At 64.4% G+C, this 21,372-nt stretch carries 21 protein-coding genes; 10 read left to right on the top strand and 11 right to left on the bottom strand.

Going from position 1 to position 21,372, the window contains the following annotated elements; translation table 11 throughout:
* Window positions 1-8 precede the first annotated feature (8 nt).
* Genes WCE59_RS09700 through WCE59_RS09675 form a run of 6 tightly spaced genes read left to right on the top strand, consistent with a single transcriptional unit; the run spans window position 9 to window position 5,774 of the window.
* A complete protein-coding gene (locus tag WCE59_RS09700) occupies window positions 9-875 on the top strand; it encodes a polysaccharide deacetylase family protein (RefSeq protein ID WP_343258561.1) in 867 nt (288 codons plus the stop codon).
* Complete coding sequence (locus WCE59_RS09695; RefSeq protein ID WP_343258560.1) at window positions 872-1,732, top strand: HpcH/HpaI aldolase/citrate lyase family protein; 861 nt, start codon at window positions 872-874, stop codon at window positions 1,730-1,732. Before WCE59_RS09700 ends, WCE59_RS09695 begins: the two co-directional genes overlap by 4 nt.
* A gap of 44 nt (window positions 1,733-1,776) precedes the next feature.
* A complete protein-coding gene (locus WCE59_RS09690; protein WP_343258559.1) occupies window positions 1,777-2,295 on the top strand; it encodes a MaoC family dehydratase in 519 nt (172 codons plus the stop codon).
* Window positions 2,295-3,458, top strand: a complete 1,164-nt coding sequence (locus WCE59_RS09685) for an acyl-CoA dehydrogenase family protein (RefSeq protein ID WP_343258558.1) — start codon at window positions 2,295-2,297, stop codon at window positions 3,456-3,458. The genes WCE59_RS09690 and WCE59_RS09685 overlap by 1 nt, the downstream gene beginning before the upstream one ends.
* Window positions 3,455-4,648 (top strand): CaiB/BaiF CoA transferase family protein, encoded by a 1,194-nt coding sequence (locus WCE59_RS09680; RefSeq protein ID WP_343258557.1) that lies wholly within the window; start codon window positions 3,455-3,457, stop codon window positions 4,646-4,648. Before WCE59_RS09685 ends, WCE59_RS09680 begins: the two co-directional genes overlap by 4 nt.
* A 10-nt stretch (window positions 4,649-4,658) precedes the next feature.
* Window positions 4,659-5,774, top strand: a complete 1,116-nt coding sequence (locus WCE59_RS09675; protein ID WP_343258556.1) for a CaiB/BaiF CoA transferase family protein — start codon at window positions 4,659-4,661, stop codon at window positions 5,772-5,774.
* 21 nt (window positions 5,775-5,795) lie between these two features.
* On the opposite strand, the gene WCE59_RS09670 is transcribed toward WCE59_RS09675, so the two are convergent.
* The 5 genes from WCE59_RS09670 to WCE59_RS09650 all read right to left on the bottom strand — a co-directional run bounded on the left by WCE59_RS09670 (window position 5,796) and on the right by WCE59_RS09650 (window position 9,881).
* Complete coding sequence (locus tag WCE59_RS09670) at window positions 5,796-6,491, bottom strand: cysteine hydrolase family protein (protein ID WP_343258555.1); 696 nt, start codon at window positions 6,489-6,491, stop codon at window positions 5,796-5,798.
* A gap of 116 nt (window positions 6,492-6,607) precedes the next feature.
* A complete protein-coding gene (locus tag WCE59_RS09665; protein ID WP_343258554.1) occupies window positions 6,608-7,750 on the bottom strand; it encodes a nitrilase-related carbon-nitrogen hydrolase in 1,143 nt (380 codons plus the stop codon).
* Between the two features lie 84 nt (window positions 7,751-7,834).
* Window positions 7,835-8,341, bottom strand: a complete 507-nt coding sequence (locus WCE59_RS09660; protein ID WP_343258553.1) for a DUF3598 family protein — start codon at window positions 8,339-8,341, stop codon at window positions 7,835-7,837.
* A gap of 44 nt (window positions 8,342-8,385) precedes the next feature.
* Entirely contained in the window at window positions 8,386-8,748 is a 363-nt protein-coding gene (locus WCE59_RS09655; RefSeq protein ID WP_343258552.1) for a hypothetical protein, read from the bottom strand.
* Window positions 8,745-9,881 carry a class I SAM-dependent methyltransferase gene (locus WCE59_RS09650; RefSeq protein ID WP_343258551.1) on the bottom strand — a complete coding sequence of 379 codons (1,137 nt, stop codon included), beginning with the start codon at window positions 9,879-9,881 and terminating at the stop codon, window positions 8,745-8,747. The genes WCE59_RS09655 and WCE59_RS09650 overlap by 4 nt, the downstream gene beginning before the upstream one ends.
* Window positions 9,882-10,259: 378 nt before the next feature.
* Between WCE59_RS09650 and WCE59_RS09645 the strand changes: the two genes are divergently transcribed.
* From WCE59_RS09645 to WCE59_RS09630, 4 genes are all read left to right on the top strand, one after another.
* Window positions 10,260-11,075, top strand: coding sequence for a DUF1838 family protein (locus tag WCE59_RS09645; RefSeq protein WP_343258550.1), 816 nt, complete (start codon window positions 10,260-10,262; stop codon window positions 11,073-11,075).
* Window positions 11,076-11,119: 44 nt separating this feature from the next.
* Entirely contained in the window at window positions 11,120-13,591 is a 2,472-nt protein-coding gene (locus WCE59_RS09640; protein WP_343258549.1) for a TonB-dependent receptor, read from the top strand.
* A 160-nt stretch (window positions 13,592-13,751) separates the two neighbouring features.
* The gene (locus WCE59_RS09635) at window positions 13,752-15,059 is read left to right on the top strand and encodes a flavin monoamine oxidase family protein (RefSeq protein ID WP_343258548.1); all 1,308 of its coding nucleotides are present in this window, start codon (window positions 13,752-13,754) and stop codon (window positions 15,057-15,059) included.
* A 55-nt stretch (window positions 15,060-15,114) separates the two neighbouring features.
* Window positions 15,115-16,284 (top strand): acyl-CoA dehydrogenase family protein, encoded by a 1,170-nt coding sequence (locus WCE59_RS09630; protein ID WP_343258547.1) that lies wholly within the window; start codon window positions 15,115-15,117, stop codon window positions 16,282-16,284.
* 7 nt (window positions 16,285-16,291) lie between these two features.
* On the opposite strand, the gene WCE59_RS09625 is transcribed toward WCE59_RS09630, so the two are convergent.
* Genes WCE59_RS09625 through napE form a run of 6 tightly spaced genes read right to left on the bottom strand, consistent with a single transcriptional unit; the run spans window position 16,292 to window position 20,977 of the window.
* Window positions 16,292-16,909, bottom strand: coding sequence for a NapC/NirT family cytochrome c (locus WCE59_RS09625; protein WP_343258546.1), 618 nt, complete (start codon window positions 16,907-16,909; stop codon window positions 16,292-16,294).
* Window positions 16,906-17,436: a nitrate reductase cytochrome c-type subunit gene (locus WCE59_RS09620; RefSeq protein WP_343258545.1), complete on the bottom strand. Its 531-nt coding sequence runs from the start codon at window positions 17,434-17,436 to the stop codon at window positions 16,906-16,908. The genes WCE59_RS09625 and WCE59_RS09620 overlap by 4 nt, the downstream gene beginning before the upstream one ends.
* Window positions 17,437-17,476: 40 nt before the next feature.
* Window positions 17,477-19,978 (bottom strand): periplasmic nitrate reductase subunit alpha, encoded by a 2,502-nt coding sequence (gene napA / locus WCE59_RS09615; RefSeq protein WP_343258544.1) that lies wholly within the window; start codon window positions 19,976-19,978, stop codon window positions 17,477-17,479.
* The gene (locus tag WCE59_RS09610; protein ID WP_343258543.1) at window positions 19,975-20,277 is read right to left on the bottom strand and encodes a chaperone NapD; all 303 of its coding nucleotides are present in this window, start codon (window positions 20,275-20,277) and stop codon (window positions 19,975-19,977) included. The genes napA and WCE59_RS09610 overlap by 4 nt, the downstream gene beginning before the upstream one ends.
* Window positions 20,274-20,816, bottom strand: a complete 543-nt coding sequence (gene napF / locus WCE59_RS09605; protein WP_343258542.1) for a ferredoxin-type protein NapF — start codon at window positions 20,814-20,816, stop codon at window positions 20,274-20,276. The genes WCE59_RS09610 and napF overlap by 4 nt, the downstream gene beginning before the upstream one ends.
* Complete coding sequence (napE, locus tag WCE59_RS09600) at window positions 20,816-20,977, bottom strand: periplasmic nitrate reductase, NapE protein (RefSeq protein ID WP_343258541.1); 162 nt, start codon at window positions 20,975-20,977, stop codon at window positions 20,816-20,818. The genes napF and napE overlap by 1 nt, the downstream gene beginning before the upstream one ends.
* Window positions 20,978-21,372: the final 395 nt, after the last annotated feature.

Below are 21,372 nucleotides of genomic sequence, written 5' to 3'. Positions count from 1 at the left end.
AGCCAGACATGCAGCAATCCAGTTATCGCTGGCCGGATGACGCCCGCCTCGCCCTGTCGGTGGTGGTCAACGTTGAGGAAGGGTCGGAATACAGCGTGGGGGAAGGCGACCGGATCACCGAACCGGTTGATGAGCTTTCAGTGTCCTTGACCAAGCCGATCCGCAACTACGGCAACGAGTCGAACTATCGGTACGGCGTCAAGGAAGGCCATGCCCGCATCGCGGCCCTGCTGGATCGTTACGGAGTCACCGCCACCTACACCGCGGCTGCGCTCTCGCTGGAGCGGGCACCGGAGATCGCCGCCTATCTGCACGGCAGCCGTCATGAGACCTGTTCGCACGGCTGGCGCTGGATCCATCAGTTCCGCATGGACGAGGCTGCCGAGCGCGAGTTCATCCGCAAGGCTGCCGACAGCATCGAGAAGACCACTGGCACCCGCCCCGTGGGCTGGCTGTCGCGCTATCTGCACACCGCCGACACCCGGCGCCTGCTGCAGGAGGAAGGCTTCCAGTACCACATGGACGACTACTCGGCCGACGCGCCTTTCTGGGGCGAGGTAGAGGGCTCGGACCAGCCGATGGTGATCGTGCCCTATCAGCTCGACACCAATGACATGAAGATGTGGCTGGCACCCGGATACACGCCTTCGCAGTGGCTCGAATACGCGATCGACACCTTCGAAACGCTGTACGCAGAGGGCGCTGGGCAGCCGCGGATGATGTCGTTGGGGCTGCACCTGCGCATCATCGGCCGGCCGGGGCGCATCGGCGCGTTCGAGAAGTTCCTGCAGCACGTGCAGGAACGTTCGGGTGTCTGGTACGCCACCCGCCGCGACATCGCCGCGCATTTCGCCCGCAGCGTGCAAGCGCCATGAGCACGCCTGCAGCGTCCACCAATCCGCGCCGATGCCTGCTGTTCGTGCCGGGCTCGCGGCCTGAGCGTTTCGAAAAAGCCATCGCCACCGGCGCCGATCAGGTCTGCATCGACCTTGAAGATGCCGTAGGCCCTGCCGACAAGGTCAGTGCGCGTGCTGCTGCGTTCGCATTCCTGGCACAGGCCAGGCAGACCCACAGCGAAGTCGGCCTGCGGCTCAATCCGCTGGGGACCGCGCTTGGCCGGGAAGACCTGGCGCAGCTGCAGGCGGCAGATATTGCGCCGGCCTTTGTCATGCTGCCCAAGGTTGAGACGGTGGAAGAGCTGCAGGCAGCCGAGGCGGCCCTTGCCGGTCGCGAGACGGCGCTGATTGCGCAGATCGAAACCCCGCAGGGCCTGCTGGATGCGCGCGCGCTGGCCAATGCCACGCCACGACTGCAGGCGCTGATGTTCGGTGGCTTCGACTTCATCGTCGCGCTGCGCGGCCGGGCCTGCTGGGAGAGCTTCTTCCAGCCGCGGGCCCAGCTGGCAATGGTGGCGGCGGCGGCCGGGATCGGCTGCATCGACGTGCCCTTCCTGGACTTCCGCGACGAGGCGGGCCTGGTGAGCGAAACCGACCGGGTCATCGCGCTTGGCTGCACCTCCAAGGCGGCGATCCATCCTGCCCAGGTCGGGCCCATCCAGCAGTGCTTCCTGCCCACGGCGTCCGAGTTCGAGCGGGCCCGTTGCGTGATCGATGCGCTGGCCGCCAGTGGCGGTGCCGCCGTGCAGCTGGACGGAAAGCTCGTCGATCTTCCGATCGAGATTGCCGCCGGCCGCACGCTGGCCCTGGGCGCCCATGGCGTCCGCCCTGACTGACATCCCACCCAAGCACAGTTAACTGCACCTTTTCGAGGAACACCATGGTCCAGATCGCAAAACAGGTTGGCGAAAACCGTTACCGGGAAACCTTCGGCCGCTTTTTCGAGGAGTTCAACATCGGTGACATCTACGAGCATCGCCCCGGCCGCTCGATCACCGAGACCGACAACACCTGGTTCACGCTGCTGACGATGAACACGCATCCGATGCACTTCGACAAGGAGTACGCAAAGGCCTCCGAGTTCGGCAAGTGCATTGTCTGCTCGCCGTTCACCGTGGCCCTGATGGTCGGCATGAGCGTGACCGACGTCAGCCAGAAGGCCATCGCCAACCTGGGCTGGTCCGACATCAAGCTGACCCATCCGCTGTATGTCGGCGACACCCTGTATGCCGAATCCGAGGTGCTGGAAAAGCGCGAATCCAAGTCGCGTCCGGGCGCCGGCATCGTCACCTGCCGCACCGATGGCTACAACCAGGATGCAAAGCTGGTGTGTACGTTCAACCGCACCATGTTGATTGCCAGGCGCGGCCACTCCATCGAGGACAAGGTCAACTACTGATGAGCACCGCCGCCGATTGGAGCGCCGACGACGAGCGCACCCTGCTGGACACCATCGATTCGTGGATTGCGAAATCCGTTGCGCCGATCGCGATGGAGTACGACCAGGAAGACAAATACCCGCACCACCTGGTCGAGGAGATGAAGGAGCTCGGCCTGTTCGGGGCCACCATCCCCCAGGAATACGGCGGCCTCGGCCTGCCGGCGGGCATCTACGCCAAGCTGGTGACCCGGATTTCCTCGGTGTGGATGGCGCCCACGGGGATCTTCAACTCCCATTTGATCGTCGCCGCGGCGATCGATCGCTGCGGAACGGAAGAACAGAAGCAGCGCTACCTGCCGCGCATGGCCACCGGTGAGATCCGCGCCGGCCTGGGCCTGACCGAGCCCAACGCGGGCACCGACCTGCAGGCTATCCGCACCGTGGCCCGCCGGGATGGCGAGCACTATGTGGTCAACGGGGCAAAGACCTGGATCACCAACTCGCTGCACGGCGACATGGTGTTGCTGCTGGTCAAGACCGATCCGGGGGCGGAGCCGCGCCACAAAGGCATGAGTATGCTCATTGCCGAGAAGGGCGACGGCTTCATCGTGGCCAAGAAGATGAAAAAGAGCGGTTACCGCTCCATCGATACCTGCGAGCTCGTGTTCGAGGACTACCGGGTGCCGGTTGAGAACCTGCTTGGCGGTGTTGAAGGACAGGGCTTCCAGCACGCAGTCGGCGGCCTCGAACTGGGGCGCATCAACGTTGCTGCGCGTGGCGCCGGTATCGCCGAAGGCGCGCTGCGCCTGTCGGTCCGTTACGCCCAGGAACGCACCACCTTCGGCAAGCCTATCGCCCAGCACCAGGCCATCCAGCTCAAGCTGGGTGAGATGGCGTCGCGGGTGGAGGCGTCCAAGCTGCTGATCGAGAGCGCGGCGCGCGCCTACGACAGCGGCCAGCGCTGCGACATGGAGGCCGGCATGGCGAAGTACTTTGCCACCGAAACCGGTGCTTACTGCGCGCAGGAGGGCATGCGCATCTTTGGTGGCTACAGCTATTCAATGGAATACGAGATCGAGCGCTTCCACCGCGACGCCATGCTGATGTGCATCGGTGAAGGCACCAACGAGATGCAGCGCATCATCATCGCCAAGCAGCTGGTGGCACGGAACCCGATTTGAGCGACGACAAGATGACTACCCTGCCGCTGGAAGGCCTGCGCATCCTGGCCGTGGAGCAATACGGCGCTGGTCCGTATGGCTCGATGCACCTGGCCGACCTCGGCGCCGAGGTGATCAAGATCGAGGCGCCGCCGGCCGGTGACGTGTCACGCTCTACGGGCCCCCACTTCCTGGGTGAGGGCGACAGCCTGTTCTTCCAGACCTTCAACCTGGGCAAGCGTTCCCTGAAGCTGGATCTGAAGGCGGAAGCGGGGCGTGAGGTGTTTGGCAAGCTGGTTGGCACTGCCGACGCCGTGCTCAACAACCTGCGCGGTGATCAGCCGGAAAAGCTGGGTCTCGATTACGCCCGGTTGGGACAGCTGAATCCGAAGATCGTCTGCGCGCACCTGTCCGCCTATGGCCGCGACAACGAGCGTGCGGCCTGGCCGGGGTACGACTACCTGATGCAGGCCGAGGCGGGCTTCATGACCCTGACCGGCGAGCCCGACGGGCCGCCGGCGCGCTTCGGCCTGTCGATGGTGGACTTCATGACCGGCACCACCATGGCGATGGGCCTGCTGGCGGCGGTGATCGGCGCCATGCGCACTGGCCGCGGTCGCGATGTGGATGTCAGCCTGTTCGACGTGGCCCTGCACCAGCTCAGCTACCCGGCCAGCTGGTATCTCAACCGGGGTCACGAAACCACGCGCCTGCCGCGCGGCGCCCATCCGTCCACCGTGCCCTGTCAGGTATTCCGTACCGCCGACGGCTGGGTCATGGTGATGTGCATGCTGGAAAAGTTCTGGCAGGCCTTCGTGGAGGGTATTGGCAGCCCCGCCTGGGCCGACGAGCCGCGATTCAACGGCTTTGCCGCCAGGCGTGAATCCCGAGATGAGCTCACGCCGCTGGTGGATGAAGCACTCTCCATGCAGCCCACCGCCTACTGGGTTGAGAAATTCGCGGGGCGCATTCCGATCGCACCGGTCCTCGATGTGGCCCAGGCACTGGATAACCCGTGGGTGGAGCGCGTGGGGATGATCCAGGAGGTGGACCATCCGGAAGGCACGCAACGCCTGCTGCGCAGCCCGATCAAGCTCGATGGCCAACGCGCTGAAGGAAGAGCCTGCCCTCCACTGGATGCCGACGTCGGCGACCTGCTGCGAGAACTGGGTTACACCGAACAGGAGCGCGCCCGCCTGCTGGGCGCCTGAGGAACACACCATGAAGCTGGAAGGCGTTCGCGTGCTGGACCTGTCGCTGTTCCTGCCGGGCCCGCACCTGACCATGATGATGGCCGACCACGGTGCGGACGTGATCAAGGTCGAGCCACCCGGTGGTGAGCCGGTACGCGAGGTCGGGCTGAAGCAGGCCGGCTTCTCCACCTGGTTCCGCAACACCCATCGTGGCAAGCGCTGCATCCAGCTTGACCTGAAGAGCGAAGCGGGAAGTGCCGCATTCCGCGCGCTCGTGGCCCGCGCCGACGTGGTTCTGGAGGCCTTCCGCCCGGGCGTGGCAAGCCGCCTCGGAATTGATTATGACGCCTGTCGCGCGATCAACCCCAGCATCGTCTATTGCTCGATCAGCGCCTACGGCCAGACCGGACCCAAGGTGCAGCGGCCTGCCCACGACCTGGCGATCCAGGCTGACAGCGGCGTGGTCAGTCTCAACCTTGGCCAGGATGGCGCGCCGGCCTCTCCACACATGCCCGTGGCAGACATGGCGGGCTCGCTGATGGCGCTGTCCGGGATCCTGATGGCCCTGTTGAGGCGGGAGAAGACGGGCGAGGGCGACTACATCGATCTGTCGATGCAGGACGCGCTGATGGCCTGGCTGCCCAACGTGCTGGGGCCGCCATTTGCCGAGCAGCGCGATCCTGTGGTCAAAGAGGAGCGCAGCTGGGGCGGCAATGCCATGTATCGCCTGTACCGCTGCGCCGACGGGCGCTGGCTGGCCCTGGGTGGCGCCGAACACAAGTTCGCCGACACCCTGCTCAATGCGTTGGGTCGGCCGGAACTGGTCGAACTGTGCCTGCTGCCACCGGGTGCCGGGCAGGATCCGGTGAAACAGTGGCTGGCAGACACCTTCGCCGGTCGCACGCTCGCCGAATGGAGCGGCTTCCTTGAAGGGCTGGACGTGTGCTGGGCCCCGGTGAAAACCCTGACAGAAGCCTTCGATGATCCTCACACGCGGGCGCGGGGCATGGTCTGGGAAGCACCGGATGGCGGGTTGCATCTAGGTATCCCGATCCGCTTTTCCAAAGAGCCCGGGCGGATTGATCCCACCCTCGATTCGCTGGGTGGTTCAACCACCGCGGTGATGGACGAACTGGGCGGTTAGGCCGTCGTAGCCGGTCCGGGTTCACCCGGCCCGGCTTGCATCCTGGCAGGTCAGACTGACGATCTCGTCCGAGCTGCACACGAACGCGAAATGCCGGTCGAGGTTCTCGAGCGCAGCCGATGCCAGCGTTGCATCCGAGTAGCCGGTCAGGTCCCGGGCAATCAGCACGTCGTAATCAAGCTGGGCTGCATCGCGGGCAGTCGTGTCCACGCAGCCGTTGGCGGCGGTGCCGGTGAGCACCACGGCCTGGATGCGGTTGCTGCGCAAGACCTGGTCCAAGCTGGACCCTTTGAACGCGCTGTAGCGGTATTTGTCGATCACGGCATCGGCGGCTTCCACCCTGAGTCCATGAGCCAATCCCGCACCTGGCGTACCCGGTCTGCACAGTTCCATCCGCTCTGGAGCACGTCGCATCCGGCGCAGGATGGCGGGAGATACGTGTCTGGATGATGTGCACTGCCTGACCCATACGATCAGCAAGCCGGCCGCGCGCATCGTTTCCACGAATGCATTGGTAGGGCCAACGATGCGTTCGTTGGCTGAAATATCCACGCCCGCTCTGGCGAAGGCACCGGAAGGCGAGCAGAAATCCTGCTGCATGTCGATCACGATCACTGCAGTTTTTGCGGGATTTTCCAGCGCTTCGCCCAGCAGCTCCAGGCGCAGGGCTTCAGCACCGATCGGATCCCGCTGTGACGTTCGGTGGCTTTCTGCCATGTCATGCCTCCCGGGTTTTCAAGCAATGCGCTCTGACTGGCCGGACCGGGTCGCGGCCCTACGCAGGCCCGTACGGCGCGCAAGCCGGCCCAAGGGTCGGCTTGCGCGGAGGCCGGCTACTTCCAGCGCGACTTGTCCTTCAGGTAACGGCCCGCATCCTCCAGAGAGGTGGGCTGGTACCCCGAAAACAGGTTGGGAGCGTACTGCTCCTGGTAGGTGTTGAATACGTCGTTGTAAAGCGCGCTGTGGATCGACGGCTGGCGCTTGCGCGCGCGCAGCGCGCCGATATCGACCCGTGCGACCACCATCTGCTCATGCTTGCTGCTCGCTTCGGCAACCGGCTTTCCGTTGGGGCCGTAAAGTGCCGTTCCGCCGGATCCGGGATCGTCAAAGAACGGTCCGTTGTCGGGAGAAATGGAGTTGTTGACCACCGCCGTATAGGTGCCGTTGTAGAGACTGGTGGCCTGCATGTCGACCGGCTCGAACCCGCCCGTGGCCGTACGCAGGAAGATCTCCGCTCCCTTCATCGCCAGCGCCCTGAAGATCTCCGGTTCGCGCTGGGTTGAGCTGGTGGCGATGTTGCCCAGCGGCGTGCGGGTCACCGGCATGACGGCGTCGCGCCCATACATTTCCACGTATTGGTCCAGCACGTCGTAGACGGTGGTGGTGAACAGCTCGAAGTCCGGGAACAGACCCTTCACGTTCCGGGCCTTCCAGTGCTTGTCGACGATACGGCCGGTGTTGTCCATGATCGTGGTGATCGACAGTACGTGACCCGGCCAATCCGGGTCCTCCACGTATGCACCAAACACCACCCAGACGTTGTGTTCGCGGGCCTTGGCGGCGATTGCCTCGGTCTCCGGCCCAGGGATCTGGATGCACATCCGCTGCGCTTCGGCACGATCCCACTTGCGCCAGCCGGTCAGCGGGAACTCATGGAAAAACAGCAGGTCGGGACTGGAGTAGTAGCAGGCCTTGTCGATCGCGTCGGTCATGTACCTCAGGTTGCGCTGCAGGCCGGCCTTTACCTGGGACAGTTCAAAGGTATGGACCGGCGTCTGCATCAGGCCAAGGGTCCATGCCGGCTTGGCCAGATCGACGGTCTCGTAGGTGCCGTCGGTGCGCATATTGAGCTGGTCGGGACCCTTGCCCATGGCCGCACGGACCGGCCCCGAAGTGCCAAGGAGTACCGGTGCAGCCACGCCTAGCGCCGCAAGGCCGGCGGCCCCCGACAGAAACGAACGTCTGGAACTGCTCATACTTGCCCTCTTGTCCTGATGTTTTCCCGGCCCGCGCCGGTGAAATAGAAAGCGCATCCCGGATGGGATGCGCCTATTGATGGATCAGATCGGATCGCCGTTGAAGCTCGGTCCGGTGATCTTCTGCCACTCGCGGCTGACCAGCTTTTCATCAATCAGCGTGCGCTGGATGAGTACGCCCTTGCGATACCAGTGCCACACACGATTACGTAGCGTGCCGCAATCGGACAGCTGGATCATCTCGTAGAGCTCCAGCCCTTCCTCGCCCTTGCGCTGCCAATAGAGCATGAGCGTGCGGTGGTGGTCGTCCTCCGGAATTTCCGAGCACCAGCCGTAGATCAGCTCATTGTCGAAGATGATCCGGCCGAACATGTAGGTCGTGGGGAAGTCCCGGATTTCGGTCTTGCCATCCGCCCAGTTGTACTGGTTGGTCTGGTGGTAAGGCACTTTTTCGTCGCCGGTGAAACGACACACCAGGCGTGACTTGTGCTCATCGGTCTTGTCGCCGTTGGCATCGTAGTAGCGGTACATGCCATCCCAGACGCCTTCGTGGCGGGCGAGGTAAGGCATGTGCTTTTGCATATCCGGCATAGAGGTCTCCTGTTGGACGTGCGTGGTCGATTGGCCCTTCCGGGCTAGGTATTGCGAAGTTGGTCCATTACTTCTTCCATCGGCACGTCCATAGCACCGCCTTCCATCGCCTCGGTTTCCTGCTGCACGATGCGCAGCACGCGGGCAACGTATTCCTTCATCCACAGCGTTCGCTGTGCTTCCGCCTCAGGATCCGGCGTGAACTGCGCCAGCTCTTCGGGATCCAGCAATCCCTTCTTCGAGAGCACCCTTTCCAGCGCATCCAGGCGCTGCCGGGTCACCGCATGCTCCATGGCCAGCGCCATCGTGATGTTGAGCAGGCGCTCCACATCCCTGTCCTTGAAAAAGTGCGGGCGCTTGCCCTTGGCGCGGGTGCCCGCCAGGGCGATAGGGTCGATTCCAGTCATGCCTTCCACGCTCCAAACATGGTCCACAAGGCAGCGCGGCCATAGTCTTCGCCGTCCTCGCCGGCCTCCGGGAAGATGGTGCGATCCACCACACCACGAACCTTCGTCTCGAAATAGGAGGAGGGCTCAAAGCCCGCGCGCGCCATCATGTCGTGCAGGTCGTATTCGTGCATCACGCCCCAGAACGGCTCGTTGTTGTTGTAGGTGTCCCAGTCGCGGATGAACTGCTCATAGGGGTCCATGCCGTGGTACTGCGGCTGCTCCAGGTGCACGGTCAGGCCGCCCGGAGCCAGCATGCGCTGCACTTCCGCCAGCATGTGGGGCATGGCCCTGGCCGAGGTTTCGTGCCAGAACATCGACGTCATGATCAGGTCGAAATGGCCGTCCGGATAGCCGAGATCCTCGCCGCGGGCCTGGCGGAAGCGGATGTTCTGCACTCCCAGCGCCCGGGCCCGGGCGTGTCCATAACGCAGCATCGGCGCAGCCACGTCGACCGCCACGACTTCGGCGTCGGGAAAGGCTTGGGCGAGGGGGACGCTGTTGTGGCCGACGGTACAGCCGATGTCGAGGATGCGCTTTGGCTGGAAGCCGGGGTGTTCTTCCTTCAACCACTGCGCCAGGGCCTGCCCGCCGCCGTCGTTGAAGCGGCCGAGCATGCCGCCGGTGGTGGCGAAAATGCCGGCGTCGTAGTTGGCGGCGGCGGACACATCATCCGGCACCAGTTCCGTGTGGTAACCGCCGGGCATGCAGTGGATGTCCACGGCAGAGGCGTAGCGGGGGACTTCAACCGCCGGGTCGAGCTCCAGGCCATCGTGGCTGCTGTTGATCCGGCGTGCCTTGTCGATCAGTGCGTCCAGCTGGCGCAGGACCAGCCCGCGGCCTGCCTGCTGGCGCATTTCCATGCTGCTCCGACGCAAGGCGCTCCACGTCTGGTAGGTCGGATCGACCGCCATTGCCTTGCGTACTTCATGGCGCGTTTCCGGGCTGCGTCCGGCTTCTTTCTCGAAGGCCGGCTTGACCCGCTGGTGATAGGCCTGCTGCACCTTCGGAGCAAGCCGCGTGGACAGGTATCCGTTGAGGTTGGCCAGGAAGTCGAAACGCGCGGCATCGTCATGCGAGCTTTCCGGGAACATCCCGTGTCGACCTACGTGCTGCCAACTTGGCGGTAAAGCTTGCTGGCTCATGGTGAGTCTCCGTGAGAAGGCGCAGTGCGTGCGCGTCGCTCCGAGGGTGTGCTTGAAGGCCGGTGCTTGTCCATTGCCGACCGTTTGCAGACGGCATTGCATGCTTGCCAAGTGCCGGCGGATGCTTGACACCTTGCCGAATGTCCGGACAAAGTTCAAGCGTCTGGCGCAGCTTTCGATGCTGCAATGCAACGTGCTAAATGACCGGACAAATGTGTACTAATGATATGCAGATAGGTCAAATGGCCTGGCGCAAATCCAATCAGCTCGGGAACAGGGGTGCACATGTCGATCCGGAAACTAGTCGTGGCGGTTACCTTGGCTGCATTGACTGTTGCGCCCGTGGCAGCGGCTGATGCCCCTGCAGACGTCGGGCAGCGAGGGCTGGAGGATCTGGTCAAGCTGCGATGCTCGACCGACCCGGGCGACGAGGTCATCGTCTGGTGGACCGGTGTCCTGTACGGCCTGCAGGAGCAGCAGGCGCCCAAGCCGCTGTTGGGCTTCGAGGGTTACAACATTTGCCGCTCCCAGGAGCAGGCGGATGGCTCCTGGCAGCTGCTGACCCGGGAGCTCACCTTCTATCGCGACCTCGTGACCGGAGAGATCGTGGACGACTGGGACAATCCCTACTCGCAGTCGTCCAACAGCGTGGTGCACGTGGCCAACGATCCCGTGAACACGGCGTTCAGGGCCGGCGGACCGTCGATGCCGTGGCTTGAGTCCGGTAACACCACGATGCTGTCGCTGAACATCCCGCTCGCCTATCCCAATCCTCTGTCACCGGCGGAGTTTCCCCGGGCATCGAGCGGTGAGATGTACGTGGGTTCGGAACACTTCATGTTCTCCGCGCCCCGCGAGCAGATGGATGACCCTTCGCTCTCCCAGGTCGACACCCATGTCGGCTGGACGCGTGTAGGGCCATGGCTGCCCTGGATGGAAATGGGCGGCGTTGAAGGCCGGCTTCTGTATGTCGGGCAGGGGAACAAGAAGGCATCGATTGAAGACATGCCAGCCGATATCCAGGAACGCATCCAGCGCGATTACCCGGAGTACGCACGCGCGCCCTCCGAATGGGTGCAGCCGAACATGACCAGTTGGACCTACTACAAGCGCCTGAGACAGGAAGCCGACGGCAAGAACTGACCCCAGATGCCGCCCGGCACACAAAACCCCGGAGAGATTGAAGAATGAACATCAAGACGCGCGCTCCACTCAGCATGGCGATCGCATCGGTCCTGTTGATGGCAAGTCTGCAGGCGAATGCGGAGGATGCAGGCCAGGCCTCTCGCCAGGTGGATGAACGGGAGCAGGGGTCGGCCAAGACCCTGGAAACGGTGACGGTGACTGCCCGTGGCGTTCGCGAAACGTTGCAGAAGCTTCCGCTTCCGGTAACCGCGATTTCAGAAGAAACCATTGAGAAAAAAGGGATGGTGGACCTGTCCAGCGTCGCGGCCCTGACGCCCGGGTTCTCCTTCAAGCCGGCGTTTGGCCGCTGGCAGGAAGTGCCAGTGATCCGCGGCATGTCCAATATCTCGCCGCCCGCGGCCAACGAGATCATCACCAACGCGTCGCTGTTCGTCGACGGGATCTACGTGTACGGGGACATCTCCACGATGGGGCTGGAGAACGTGGCCCAGATCGAAGTGCTGCGTGGCCCCCAGGCGGCAGCGTTCGGCCGCAGCACCTTTGCCGGTGCGATCAACTACATCACCCGTCGTCCGGGTGAAATTCCCGGCGGCAAGGTCACGCTGGGCTTTGGCAACCATGGCCAGGAAAAGCTCGGCTTCTACTATTCCGGTGGTAGCGATGACGGCAGCTTCGGTTACGAGGTTGGCGCGAACCGGCGCAGCAACGACAGCATCTACTACAACAATTTCACCGGGCGCAAAGATCTGGGCGGAATGGAAACCACCGGGTTCATGGGTGCTGTCGCCTGGGCGCCGACGGACAGGCTCGACATCGTGGCCCGGGTCTCGCGCCAGGAAACGGATGATGACCACGTGGCGATCGGCTTGATCGGTCCCGAGCAAAACAACTGCTACCTGCCCACGCCCACCTCTGATCCCAACGATCCACCCAACTACATGGTCACCCGCACCAAGGGGTATTTCTGTGGCGACATGCCACTGCCCAGCGAGTGGAACGTCGCCACCGGCATGTTCGAGGATGCGGGACTGAAGGCGGGTGTTGAAAGCGAAAATACCCGGGTGAGCCTGAAGGTCGATTACAGCTTCGATAACGGCTGGACGCTGGGCTCTATGACTGGATACAACCGGTTTGAACGTTACGCCGGCACCGACCAGAGCTATGACGGGCTGCGGGAGATGGTGGTTCCGATCGGCCCGATCAACCTCACCATCCCGGGTGCATTGCAAACGTTCCAGTACACCCGCTCCAAAGATTGGTCCCAGGGCCTGCGCTTGAGCAGCGACCAGAGTCGCGATGTGGCGGGACTGTTCGGTGTTTATTACTTCAAACTGCAGGGCTTGCCGGGCTATGCCGGCGACCTGAGCTCGGGCGTGCCCGTGCCCAACGACCCGGGCAACGAAGCTGAGAACCGGGCCGTCTATGGCCAGATCCGCTGGCATATCAATGACCGTTGGACCACTTCGCTGGAAGCTCGCTACGCCGAGGATCGGCTGACGTTGGACGGCTCGGATACCAAGGTAGTCGACGGTGTCGCCCACACCCGCAGCTACACCGCCACGACCAAGTACGACAGCTTTACCCCACGCTGGACCCTGAGCTACCAGGCAGCACCCAACGTCAACCTGTTCGGTCTGGTTTCCAAAGGCAACAAGCCGGGCGGATTCAACACCTTTGTCTACGACGCGCGCCTGAGCGATGAAGCCAGCGCAGGGCTCATTGGCCAGGGTCTGGATCGCGTCAACGAGGAAGAGGTCACCAATTACGAGCTGGGTATCAAGAGTGACTGGCTGGACAACTCGCTGCGAATCAATGCCAACGTCTATCAGATCGACTGGACGAACCAGGGTTTGACGGTGGCCAGTACGGTGGCGCAGCGTAACGGCGCTCCGTTCTCGACCAGCTACACCCTCAACGTGGGCGAAACCCGCATCCGCGGCCTGGAGCTTGAGGGCATGTGGGCCTTTGCGCCTGGCTGGCTGGCCACGTTCGTCTATGCCCATACGGATTCGGAAATCCAGAAGTTCTCCTCGCCGGACCATGCGGACCTGATGGGAACGCCAGCCAATCCTGCACCTGGCGCGGATGATCCGCTGGCCAGCGTGGCTGGCAACAAATCCCCGATGGTTCCGCGCAACAAGTTGACTCTTGGTCTGGGCTACGACGCGGACCTGGCCAACGGGTGGAATTTCGCGGCCAACTGGGACACGACGTACGAAAGCGATCGCTACGTGCAGATCCACAACCTGGCGAAGTTTGGCGCTTCCACCTTGAGCAACTTCCGCGTCAGCCTCAGCCCCAATGAGTCGTGGCGTTTTTCAGCCTATGTGAACAACGTCTTTGACGATGATTCACCGCAGGGCGGACTGCGCTACCTGAGCTTTGATGGGCCGCGGATCATGGTTCCGAACGTGGTGCCTGCGCCGGGCTATGCCTCTGTGCAGCAGCGTGCATTTGGCGTCTCGGCGCCCCTGCCCCGCATGTACGGCGTCGAAGTCAGCTATCGTTTCTGAGGATGGCAGAGCGGATGGCCTGCCAGATGCAGGCCATCCGGCAGGGGAGCGGGTGCGGATGGAGATGGACAGACGGAAATTTCTCGCGGCTGCGGCCGCTCTTGCGACGTTGGCCGCAACTCCCGCGTGTGTGAGCAGAGGGCGGCCAGTCAGCACAGATGTGATTGTCGTTGGGGCCGGCCTGGCCGGTCTTGCGGCCGCGCATGCCCTGCAGGCCGGTGGCGCCCGGGTCATGGTGCTTGAGGCGAACCAGCGGGTAGGGGGCCGTTTGCACACTGTGGTGCGCAACGGCCTGCGCTTCGAGGTCGGGGGTGTCGAGGTAGGTGCGGGCTATACCCGCATGCATGCCCATGCTGCGCGGGTGGGGATCAACATTGTTCCGCCGGCGCTGGAGCGACCGCCGGCCAGCGGCATGGGTCTGGTCATGGCGGATACGATCATTCCGGCCGACGCATGGGAAGGCAGCCGCGCCAATCATCTGCAGGGCCGCGAGCGGGCCATCCCGCCGCCGGCGCTGCTGCGTGCGGCCATCGGTGGACTGGCGTTGCCTGCCGGAGAAAGCTGGCGCGCGCCGGAGCATCTGGCGCGGGATATATCGATGGCGCAGCGACTGTCCGATGCAGGGTGGTCCGACGCCGCGATCGAATTGATGGATGTCGGCAGCAGCTTTTCTTCCCTGCAGTCCATCAGCGCGGTGGAAGTGCTTCGGCGCGACGCGCTGCGTCGACACGGCCAGCCGGGGTTGGGCTGGATCGAAGGCGGTAGCCAGGCGTTGCCGGAGGCAATGGCGGGCACTCTGGCCCAGCCGCCCATCATGGGAGCCCAGGTGGTTGCCGTCACGGCCAACCACCATGAGGTCGAGGTGCATGCCGCGGACGGCCGGCGGTTCAAGGCCGCCCACCTCGTGCTGGCGGTGCCGAGCGGACCTCTGTCGCGTATCCACATGGACCCTGCGCCGCCTGCGGCACAGAGGGACATGTGGGCATCTCGGCGCAGCAACGCGGTGACCACAGTCCATCTGCAGCCGACGCGGAAATTCTGGGAAAGTGATGGTCAGCCGCTGTGGCTCTGGGGCGAAGGCCCACTGCAGCGCGTGTTTGCCGTGACTGGAGAGGATGGCGAGGTCAATCGCCTGATTGTCTGGCTCAACGGGGCCATGGCCGAACGTGCCGACCGAATGGATCGCGAAACCCGCTTTGCCTGGGTGCTCGATGAATTTGCACGCCTGCGGCCGGCCAGCCGCGGTGCTCTCCAGCCGCTGGAAACCCGAAGTTGGGGAGCTGACCCGTTTGCAGATGGCGCCTTCTCGGAAATTGCGCCGGGCAGGGCCGTCCAGGTCCTGCAGTGGTACCAACAGCCCATGCCCCGTATCCACTTTGCCGGAGAGCAGACGGAGCTCGATGAGCCAGGCATGGAAGCTGCCGTGGTGTCCGGTGAACGGGCGGCCGCCGCAATCCTTTCTTCCTGATCCATTCCCTTCCTCATAATTAAGGACTCGGGCACGAAGGTGCCCACGAACAACCATGACCAGACAGCTCGACCCCCTTGATCTCTACGACGTCCGTTCCCTGCTCACCGACGAAGAGCGTGCGGTCCAGGACACCGTGGCACGCTTCACTGACGAGAAGGTGCTGCCGATCATCGGCGAATGCTTCGATGAAGGCCGCTTCCCCAGTGAACTGATCCCCGAGATCGCGGGCCTGGGCCTGCTGGGCGCGACCCTGCCGGCCGAGTACGGCGGCTCGGAGCTGGGCGATGTCAGCTACGGCCTGATCTGCCAGGAGCTCGAGCGCGGTGATTCTGGTCTTCGCAGCTTCGCCAGCGTGCAGTCCTCGCTGTGCATGTACCCGATTTTTGCCTATGGCACCGAAGAGCAGAAGCAGCGCTGGCTGCCCGGCATGGCCGCGGGCAAGGTGATCGGCTGCTTCGGCCTGACCGAAGCCCACGGCGGTTCCGATCCGGCCAGCATGAAGACCCATGCCCGGCGCGACGGCGACGACTGGATTCTCAACGGCTCCAAGATGTGGATCACCAACGGCAACCTGGCCGATATCGCCATCGTCTGGGCACAGACCGATGACGGCATCCAGGGCTTCGTGGTGGAGAAGGACTTCGCCGGCTACAAGGCCCAGGAGGTCAAGCACAAGATGAGCCTGCGCGCATCGGTGACCAGCGCGCTGTTCTTTGACGAAGTGCGCGTGCCGGAAGCCAATCGCCTGCCGAACGTGAAAGGCCTGCGCGGCCCGCTGGGCTGCCTGACCCAGGCCCGCTACGGCATCACCTGGGGCCCGATCGGTGCGGCTGTCGCCTGCCTGGACGAAGCGCTGGGATATTCCAAGGAGCGCATGCTGTTTGGTCGCCCGGTGGCGGCGACCCAGAGCGCGCAGATCAAGATGGCCGACTGGGCCCGCCGCATCACCGGCGCGCAGCTGCTGAGCCTGCAGCTCGGCCGTCTGAAGGAAGCCGGCAAGATGCAGCCGACCCAGGTGAGCGTGGCCAAGTGGAACAACTGCCGCATGGCGATCGACATCGCCCGCGAAGCCCGTGACCTGCTGGGCGGCGCCGGCATCACCACCGAGCACTCGCCCATCCGACACGCGCTGAACCTGGAATCGGTGATCACCTACGAGGGCACGGAAACCGTGCACCAGCTGGTGGTTGGCCGCGAGCTGACCGGCATCAACGCGTTCTGATTCCGGGTCAGTACACCACGCCGCCCTGCGGCACCCCGCTCATGTCCGGCAGCTGATGGGCGATGCCTTTGTGGCAGTCGATGCAGGTGGCCTGGCCGGGGCCGAGGTACTGCTGGTGGATCCACGCCGCGCGCGAAGCCTGGCGGGTGAGATCCATGGAGTCGTACTCGTGGCAGTTGCGGCATTCCAGCGAATCGTTGGCTTTCAGCCGGGCCCATTCGTGCTCGGCCAGGCGGCGCCGCCCTTCGCGGAACTTCAGCTCGGTGTTGATGCTGCCGAAGATCGTGCCCCAGACCTCCTTGGACGCCTGCATCTTGCGGGCGATCTTGTCGGTCCACTCGTGCGGCACGTGGCAGTCGGGGCAGGTGGCGCGCACCCCGGAGCGGTTGCTGTAGTGGATCGTGGTCTTGAGCTCTTCGAAGACGTTGTCCTTCATCTCATGACAGCTCACGCAGAACTGCTCCGTATTGGTCACCTCCAGCGCGGTATTGAACCCGCCCCAGAAGATGATCCCTGCAATGAACCCGCCGAGCGTCAGAAACCCCAGGCTGAAATGCACGCTGGGCGAGCGCAGCGTGCGCCACAGCGGCCGCAGCCGCTCACCGGTTCGGCGCCACCAGCTCATTGGTTGCGCTCCAGCGCCTGTTCCTGCATCAGCAGGTTGTCGATGTCGATGAAGCCGCTGGCCACCAGCGGCTGGGCATCGGTCTGCGTCACGTGGCACTGCATGCAGAAGTAGCGGCGCGGCGAAATGGTGGCCAGGAACTGGTCATCGCGGTCCATGTAGTGGGTCACGCTGACTTCGGGCGCCTGGAACCGGGTGGCATTGGCGCGCGCGTGGCAGACCATGCAGCGGTTGGAGTTCAGGTCCACCTGATAGCCATCGACCGAGTGCGGAATGGTCGGCGGCTGCATCGGGTAGGCGCGCCCGCGGCGCATGTCGAAGTTCTCCACCTGGGCCATCTCCAGCGGAGTGACTTCCACGTCGATGGGCACGTGGCGGCGCAGCGGGGCGATATCGCGGCTGGCATCGCCGCGCGCGCTGATCGGCGGTGAGGGCGGCTGCACGTTGGGCTCCGATTTGGACGGCGTGCGGTCGCAACCTGACAGGGCCAGCAACAGGATGATCAAGAGGGCGGTGGCGGTACGCATGGTGGTCTCCGTTGTGTTCAACGCACGATGGATGCGGCCCTCAGGCCGCAGTCACCCGCACGGCGCACTTCTTGAAGTCGGTCTGTTTGGAAATCGGGCAGGTCGCATCCAGCGTGACCTTGTTGATCAGCTGGGCCGCATCGAACCACGGCACGAATACCGATCCACGCGGCATGCGGTTGCGGCCGCGGGTTTCCACCCGGGTGCGCATCTCACCGCGACGCGAGCTCACCACCACCTCGTCACCGCGCTTGAGCCCGCGCTGGCGCGCATCGTCCGGATGCATGAACGCCACGGCCGAAGGGAAGCTTCGGTACAGCTCCGGCACGCGCATGGTCATCGAGCCCGAGTGCCAGTGCTCCAGCACCCGCCCGGTGATCAGCCACATGTCGAACTCGTCGTCCGGCGACTCGGCCGGCGGCTCGTAGGGCAGCGCCCAGATCACCGCCTTGCCATCCGGGTTGCCGTAGAACTCGAAGCCGGTGCCCGGGGTCACGTACGGATCGGCCCCTTCGCGGTAGCGCCAGCGGGTTTCCTTGCCGTCCACCACCGGCCAGCGCAGGCCGCGTACCTGGTGGTAGACGTCGAACGGCGCCAGATCGTGGGCGTGGCCGCGGCCGAATTCAGCGTATTCCTCGAACAGGCCCTTCTGCGGGTAGAAGCCGAACGCGTCGGCCTCATGGTTGCCATAGCCTTCCTCGATCTCGTCCACGCCGAACGCATCGACCTTGCCGTTGCGATACAGCACGTCGTAAAGGCTCTTGCCGCGGAACTCCGGATTGGCGGCCAGGATCTCTTCCGGCCAGCACTCGTCGGTGGTGAAGCGCTTGGAGAATTCCATCAGCTGCCACAGGTCGGACCTCGCCTCGCCCGGCGCGTCCACCAGCTGGTGCCAGAAATGGGTGCGGCGCTCGGCGTTGCCGTAGGCGCCTTCCTTCTCCACCCACATGGCGGTCGGCAGGATCAGGTCGGCGGCCTGACAGGTGACCGTCGGATAGGCATCGGACACCACGATGAAGTTGTCCGGATTGCGGTAGCCCGGCCAGCCCTCCTCCATGATGTTGGCGGCGGCCTGCATGTTGTTGTTCACCTGCACCCAGTAGGCGTTGAGCACGCCGTCCTTGAGCGCACGGTTGTGCTGCACTGCGTGCAGGCCGTCCTTGCCCTTGATGATCCCGCGCGGGATCTTCCAGATGTCCTCGGCCATGGCCCGGTGCTCGGGGTTGGCAACCACCATGTCCGCCGGCAGGCGGTGGCTGAAGGTGCCCACCTCGCGTGCGGTGCCGCAGGCCGAAGGCTGTCCGGTCAGCGAGAACGGGCTGTTGCCCGGCGTCGCGATTTTCCCGGTCAGCAGGTGGATGTTGTAGACCATGTTGTTGGCCCACGTGCCACGCGTGTGCTGGTTGAAGCCCATGGTCCAGAACGACATCACCTTGATGTCCGGGTTGGAATACAGCTCGGCCAGCTGCTCCAGCCACTCGCGCTGCACGCCGGTCATCTCGATCGTGCGCTCCAGCGTGTACGGCGCCACGAAAGCGGCGAACTCGTCGAAACCGATCGGAGTGCCGCCATTGGGGTCATCGGCGTTCTTCGCTGCCACTTCCAGCGGGTGCTCGGGACGCAGGCCATAGCCGATGTCGTCGTTGCCGCGCTTGAAGGTGGTGTGCTTGTCGACGAATTCGTGGTTGACCTTGCCCGACTTGATGATGTGGTTGGCGATGTAGTTCAGGATCACCAGGTCGGTCTGCGGCTTGAACACCATGGGGATGTCGGCCAGCTCGAAGCTGCGGTGCTCGTAGGTGGACAGCACCGCGACCTTGACGTGCGGATTCGACAGCCGGCGATCGGTCACCCGGGTCCACAGGATCGGATGCATCTCGGCCATGTTCGAGCCCCACAGCACGAACGCGTCGGCGGCCTCGATGTCGTCGTAGCAGCCCATCGGCTCGTCCATGCCGAAGGTGCGCATGAAGCCGGTCACGGCCGAGGCCATGCAGTGGCGCGCGTTGGGGTCGATGTGGTTGCTGCGGAATCCAGCCTTCATCAGCTTGTTGGCGGCGTAGCCTTCCCACACCGTCCACTGGCCGGAGCCGAACATGCCGATGCCGTCGCCGCCCTTGACCTTGAGCACCGCCTTGAACTTGTCCGCCATCACGTCGAAGGCTTCGTCCCAGCTGACCGGGGTGAAGTCGCCTTCCTTGTCATAGGCACCGTTGCGCTTGCGCAGCATCGGCGTGGTCAGGCGGTCGGTGCCGTACATCATCTTGGACAGGAAATAGCCCTTGACGCAGTTCAGGCCGCGGTTGACCTCGGCATGCACGTCGCCGTGGGTCGCCACCACGCGGTTGTTGCGTACCGCCACGTTGATACCGCAGCCGGTGCCGCAGTAGCGGCAGGGCGCCTTGCTCCACTTGAGTCCGGCGGTGTCGGTGCCGATTTCCTCCGTGGCCGGATTGTTGCTGGCACCCGGCATGGGCATGCCGGCGGTAGCCGCAGCGGCGGCCACGGCGGAGGTGCGGATGAATTCACGACGCGTGGTCATGGGCTGCTCCGAATAGCTGGGGATAGCTGGATGTGGGGTTGTTCGAGATCGGCGCGCGACTCGACGTGGTGGTAGACCAGGTTCACGCTGACTACGCCGGGCAGGTCGCGCAGCCGGTCCACGCTGTCCATCAGACCGCGGGTGTCGGCGCTTTCCTGCAGCAGCACGCTGCGGTTGTGGTCGGCCATGGCGATCTCCAGCCCGTCGCTGGTGTCCACCAGCTGCTGGATGGCGTGCGTGGCTTCGGCCTGGTGGTGGACCAGCAGGCTGGCGATATGCAGCTCGTCGCGCTCGCTCATGGGGCGGGTGCCTCCAGGTGGTGCAGGGTGATCGCATGGGCCGGGCAGGCGGCCACGCAGGCGCCGCAGCCGGTGCAGCTGTCGGCGTTGACCTGCGGTGATGCAACCCTGGCCCGCGGAAAAAGGATCGCGTCATCGCCACAGGCATCACTGCAGCTGCGGCAGACCACATTCTTTGCGGTCAGGCAGTTTTCGCCGAACTGCGGCAGCAGGTTCCACGGGGCACGGTTGTCATGGCCGCCATGGCTGTCACGCCGGTCGAGCGCGCGCGGCTCGCACGCGGTTTCGCAATCGCCGCAGAACGTGCATTCGCCGCGCTCGGGTGAAAACACCGGATAGCCGCCCGGGCCCTGCACCAGCACGCCTTCAGGGCATGCGGGCAGGCAGGCATGACAAGTGGTGCAGACATCCGTGAACGCCGCTTCGGACAGCGCCCATGGCGGGCGCAAGGGGGCTTTGGCGCGCAGCTGCCCGCGCAGCAGGGCGCGGCGCGAATGGGAGTGCGAAGCAGGGGCGCTGGAAATGACGCGAGCTGCCATCACGGAGGTCCTGGCGGACCGTTGAAGATCTGCCAGATCCAGACGGCGAACCCGTATCCGCCCACCACCATTACCGAGATCAGCGGGAACAGAACCACGGTCAGGAACAGGAACATCAACAGTTCCCGGCGCCTGCCTGGCTGGCCGGTTGTTTCCCCCATGATTCACCCCTTGCTCGCTTGTCGCTGGCTGACTGGAATCGTAGCCGCTATCGAGGAGGCAGGCCAGATAGCCCGTTGTATTCAAATTGATGCTGGGGCGCCGGGCGGGGGTGCCCTTCAGGCTCCATGTCCCCCGGCGTCGGCCTGCGGCCGCCACCTCCTCCTTTACTTACGCCTGAAGGGCACCCCCACCCAACGCTGGAGGGTTCGTGGCGGGCTTTGCGGAAAGCGGGGCCGCATCGCTCTGCTCTCCGAAGCCGAGCCCCGTCGGGGGGGGGGGGGGGGGGGGGGGGGGGGGGGGGGGGGGGGGGGGGGGGGGGGGGGGGGGGGGGGGGGGGGGGGGGGGGGGGGGGGGGGGGGGGGGGGGGGGGGGGGGGGGGGGGGGGGGGGGGGGG

Origin of the sequence: Luteimonas qiangzhengi (assembly GCF_039548515.1) — a bacterium.
Lineage (GTDB): Bacteria > Pseudomonadota > Gammaproteobacteria > Xanthomonadales > Xanthomonadaceae > Luteimonas.
Note: the sequence above shows the minus strand (reverse complement) of the source record. Positions and strands in the feature narration are given on the sequence as shown.

Coding starts and splice junctions, on each gene's coding strand:
- WCE59_RS09700 (WP_343258561.1), top strand. CDS start 9: ATGCAGCAATCCAGTTATCGCTGGCCGGATGACGCCCGCCTCGCCCTG.
- WCE59_RS09695 (WP_343258560.1), top strand. CDS start 872: ATGAGCACGCCTGCAGCGTCCACCAATCCGCGCCGATGCCTGCTGTTC.
- WCE59_RS09690 (WP_343258559.1), top strand. CDS start 1,777: ATGGTCCAGATCGCAAAACAGGTTGGCGAAAACCGTTACCGGGAAACC.
- WCE59_RS09685 (WP_343258558.1), top strand. CDS start 2,295: ATGAGCACCGCCGCCGATTGGAGCGCCGACGACGAGCGCACCCTGCTG.
- WCE59_RS09675 (WP_343258556.1), top strand. CDS start 4,659: ATGAAGCTGGAAGGCGTTCGCGTGCTGGACCTGTCGCTGTTCCTGCCG.
- WCE59_RS09670 (WP_343258555.1), bottom strand. CDS start 6,491: ATGGCAGAAAGCCACCGAACGTCACAGCGGGATCCGATCGGTGCTGAA.
- WCE59_RS09665 (WP_343258554.1), bottom strand. CDS start 7,750: ATGAGCAGTTCCAGACGTTCGTTTCTGTCGGGGGCCGCCGGCCTTGCG.
- WCE59_RS09660 (WP_343258553.1), bottom strand. CDS start 8,341: ATGCCGGATATGCAAAAGCACATGCCTTACCTCGCCCGCCACGAAGGC.
- WCE59_RS09655 (WP_343258552.1), bottom strand. CDS start 8,748: ATGACTGGAATCGACCCTATCGCCCTGGCGGGCACCCGCGCCAAGGGC.
- WCE59_RS09650 (WP_343258551.1), bottom strand. CDS start 9,881: ATGTTCCCGGAAAGCTCGCATGACGATGCCGCGCGTTTCGACTTCCTG.
- WCE59_RS09640 (WP_343258549.1), top strand. CDS start 11,120: ATGAACATCAAGACGCGCGCTCCACTCAGCATGGCGATCGCATCGGTC.
- WCE59_RS09630 (WP_343258547.1), top strand. CDS start 15,115: ATGACCAGACAGCTCGACCCCCTTGATCTCTACGACGTCCGTTCCCTG.
- WCE59_RS09625 (WP_343258546.1), bottom strand. CDS start 16,909: ATGAGCTGGTGGCGCCGAACCGGTGAGCGGCTGCGGCCGCTGTGGCGC.
- WCE59_RS09620 (WP_343258545.1), bottom strand. CDS start 17,436: ATGCGTACCGCCACCGCCCTCTTGATCATCCTGTTGCTGGCCCTGTCA.
- napA (WP_343258544.1), bottom strand. CDS start 19,978: ATGACCACGCGTCGTGAATTCATCCGCACCTCCGCCGTGGCCGCCGCT.
- WCE59_RS09610 (WP_343258543.1), bottom strand. CDS start 20,277: ATGAGCGAGCGCGACGAGCTGCATATCGCCAGCCTGCTGGTCCACCAC.
- napF (WP_343258542.1), bottom strand. CDS start 20,816: ATGGCAGCTCGCGTCATTTCCAGCGCCCCTGCTTCGCACTCCCATTCG.
- napE (WP_343258541.1), bottom strand. CDS start 20,977: ATGGGGGAAACAACCGGCCAGCCAGGCAGGCGCCGGGAACTGTTGATG.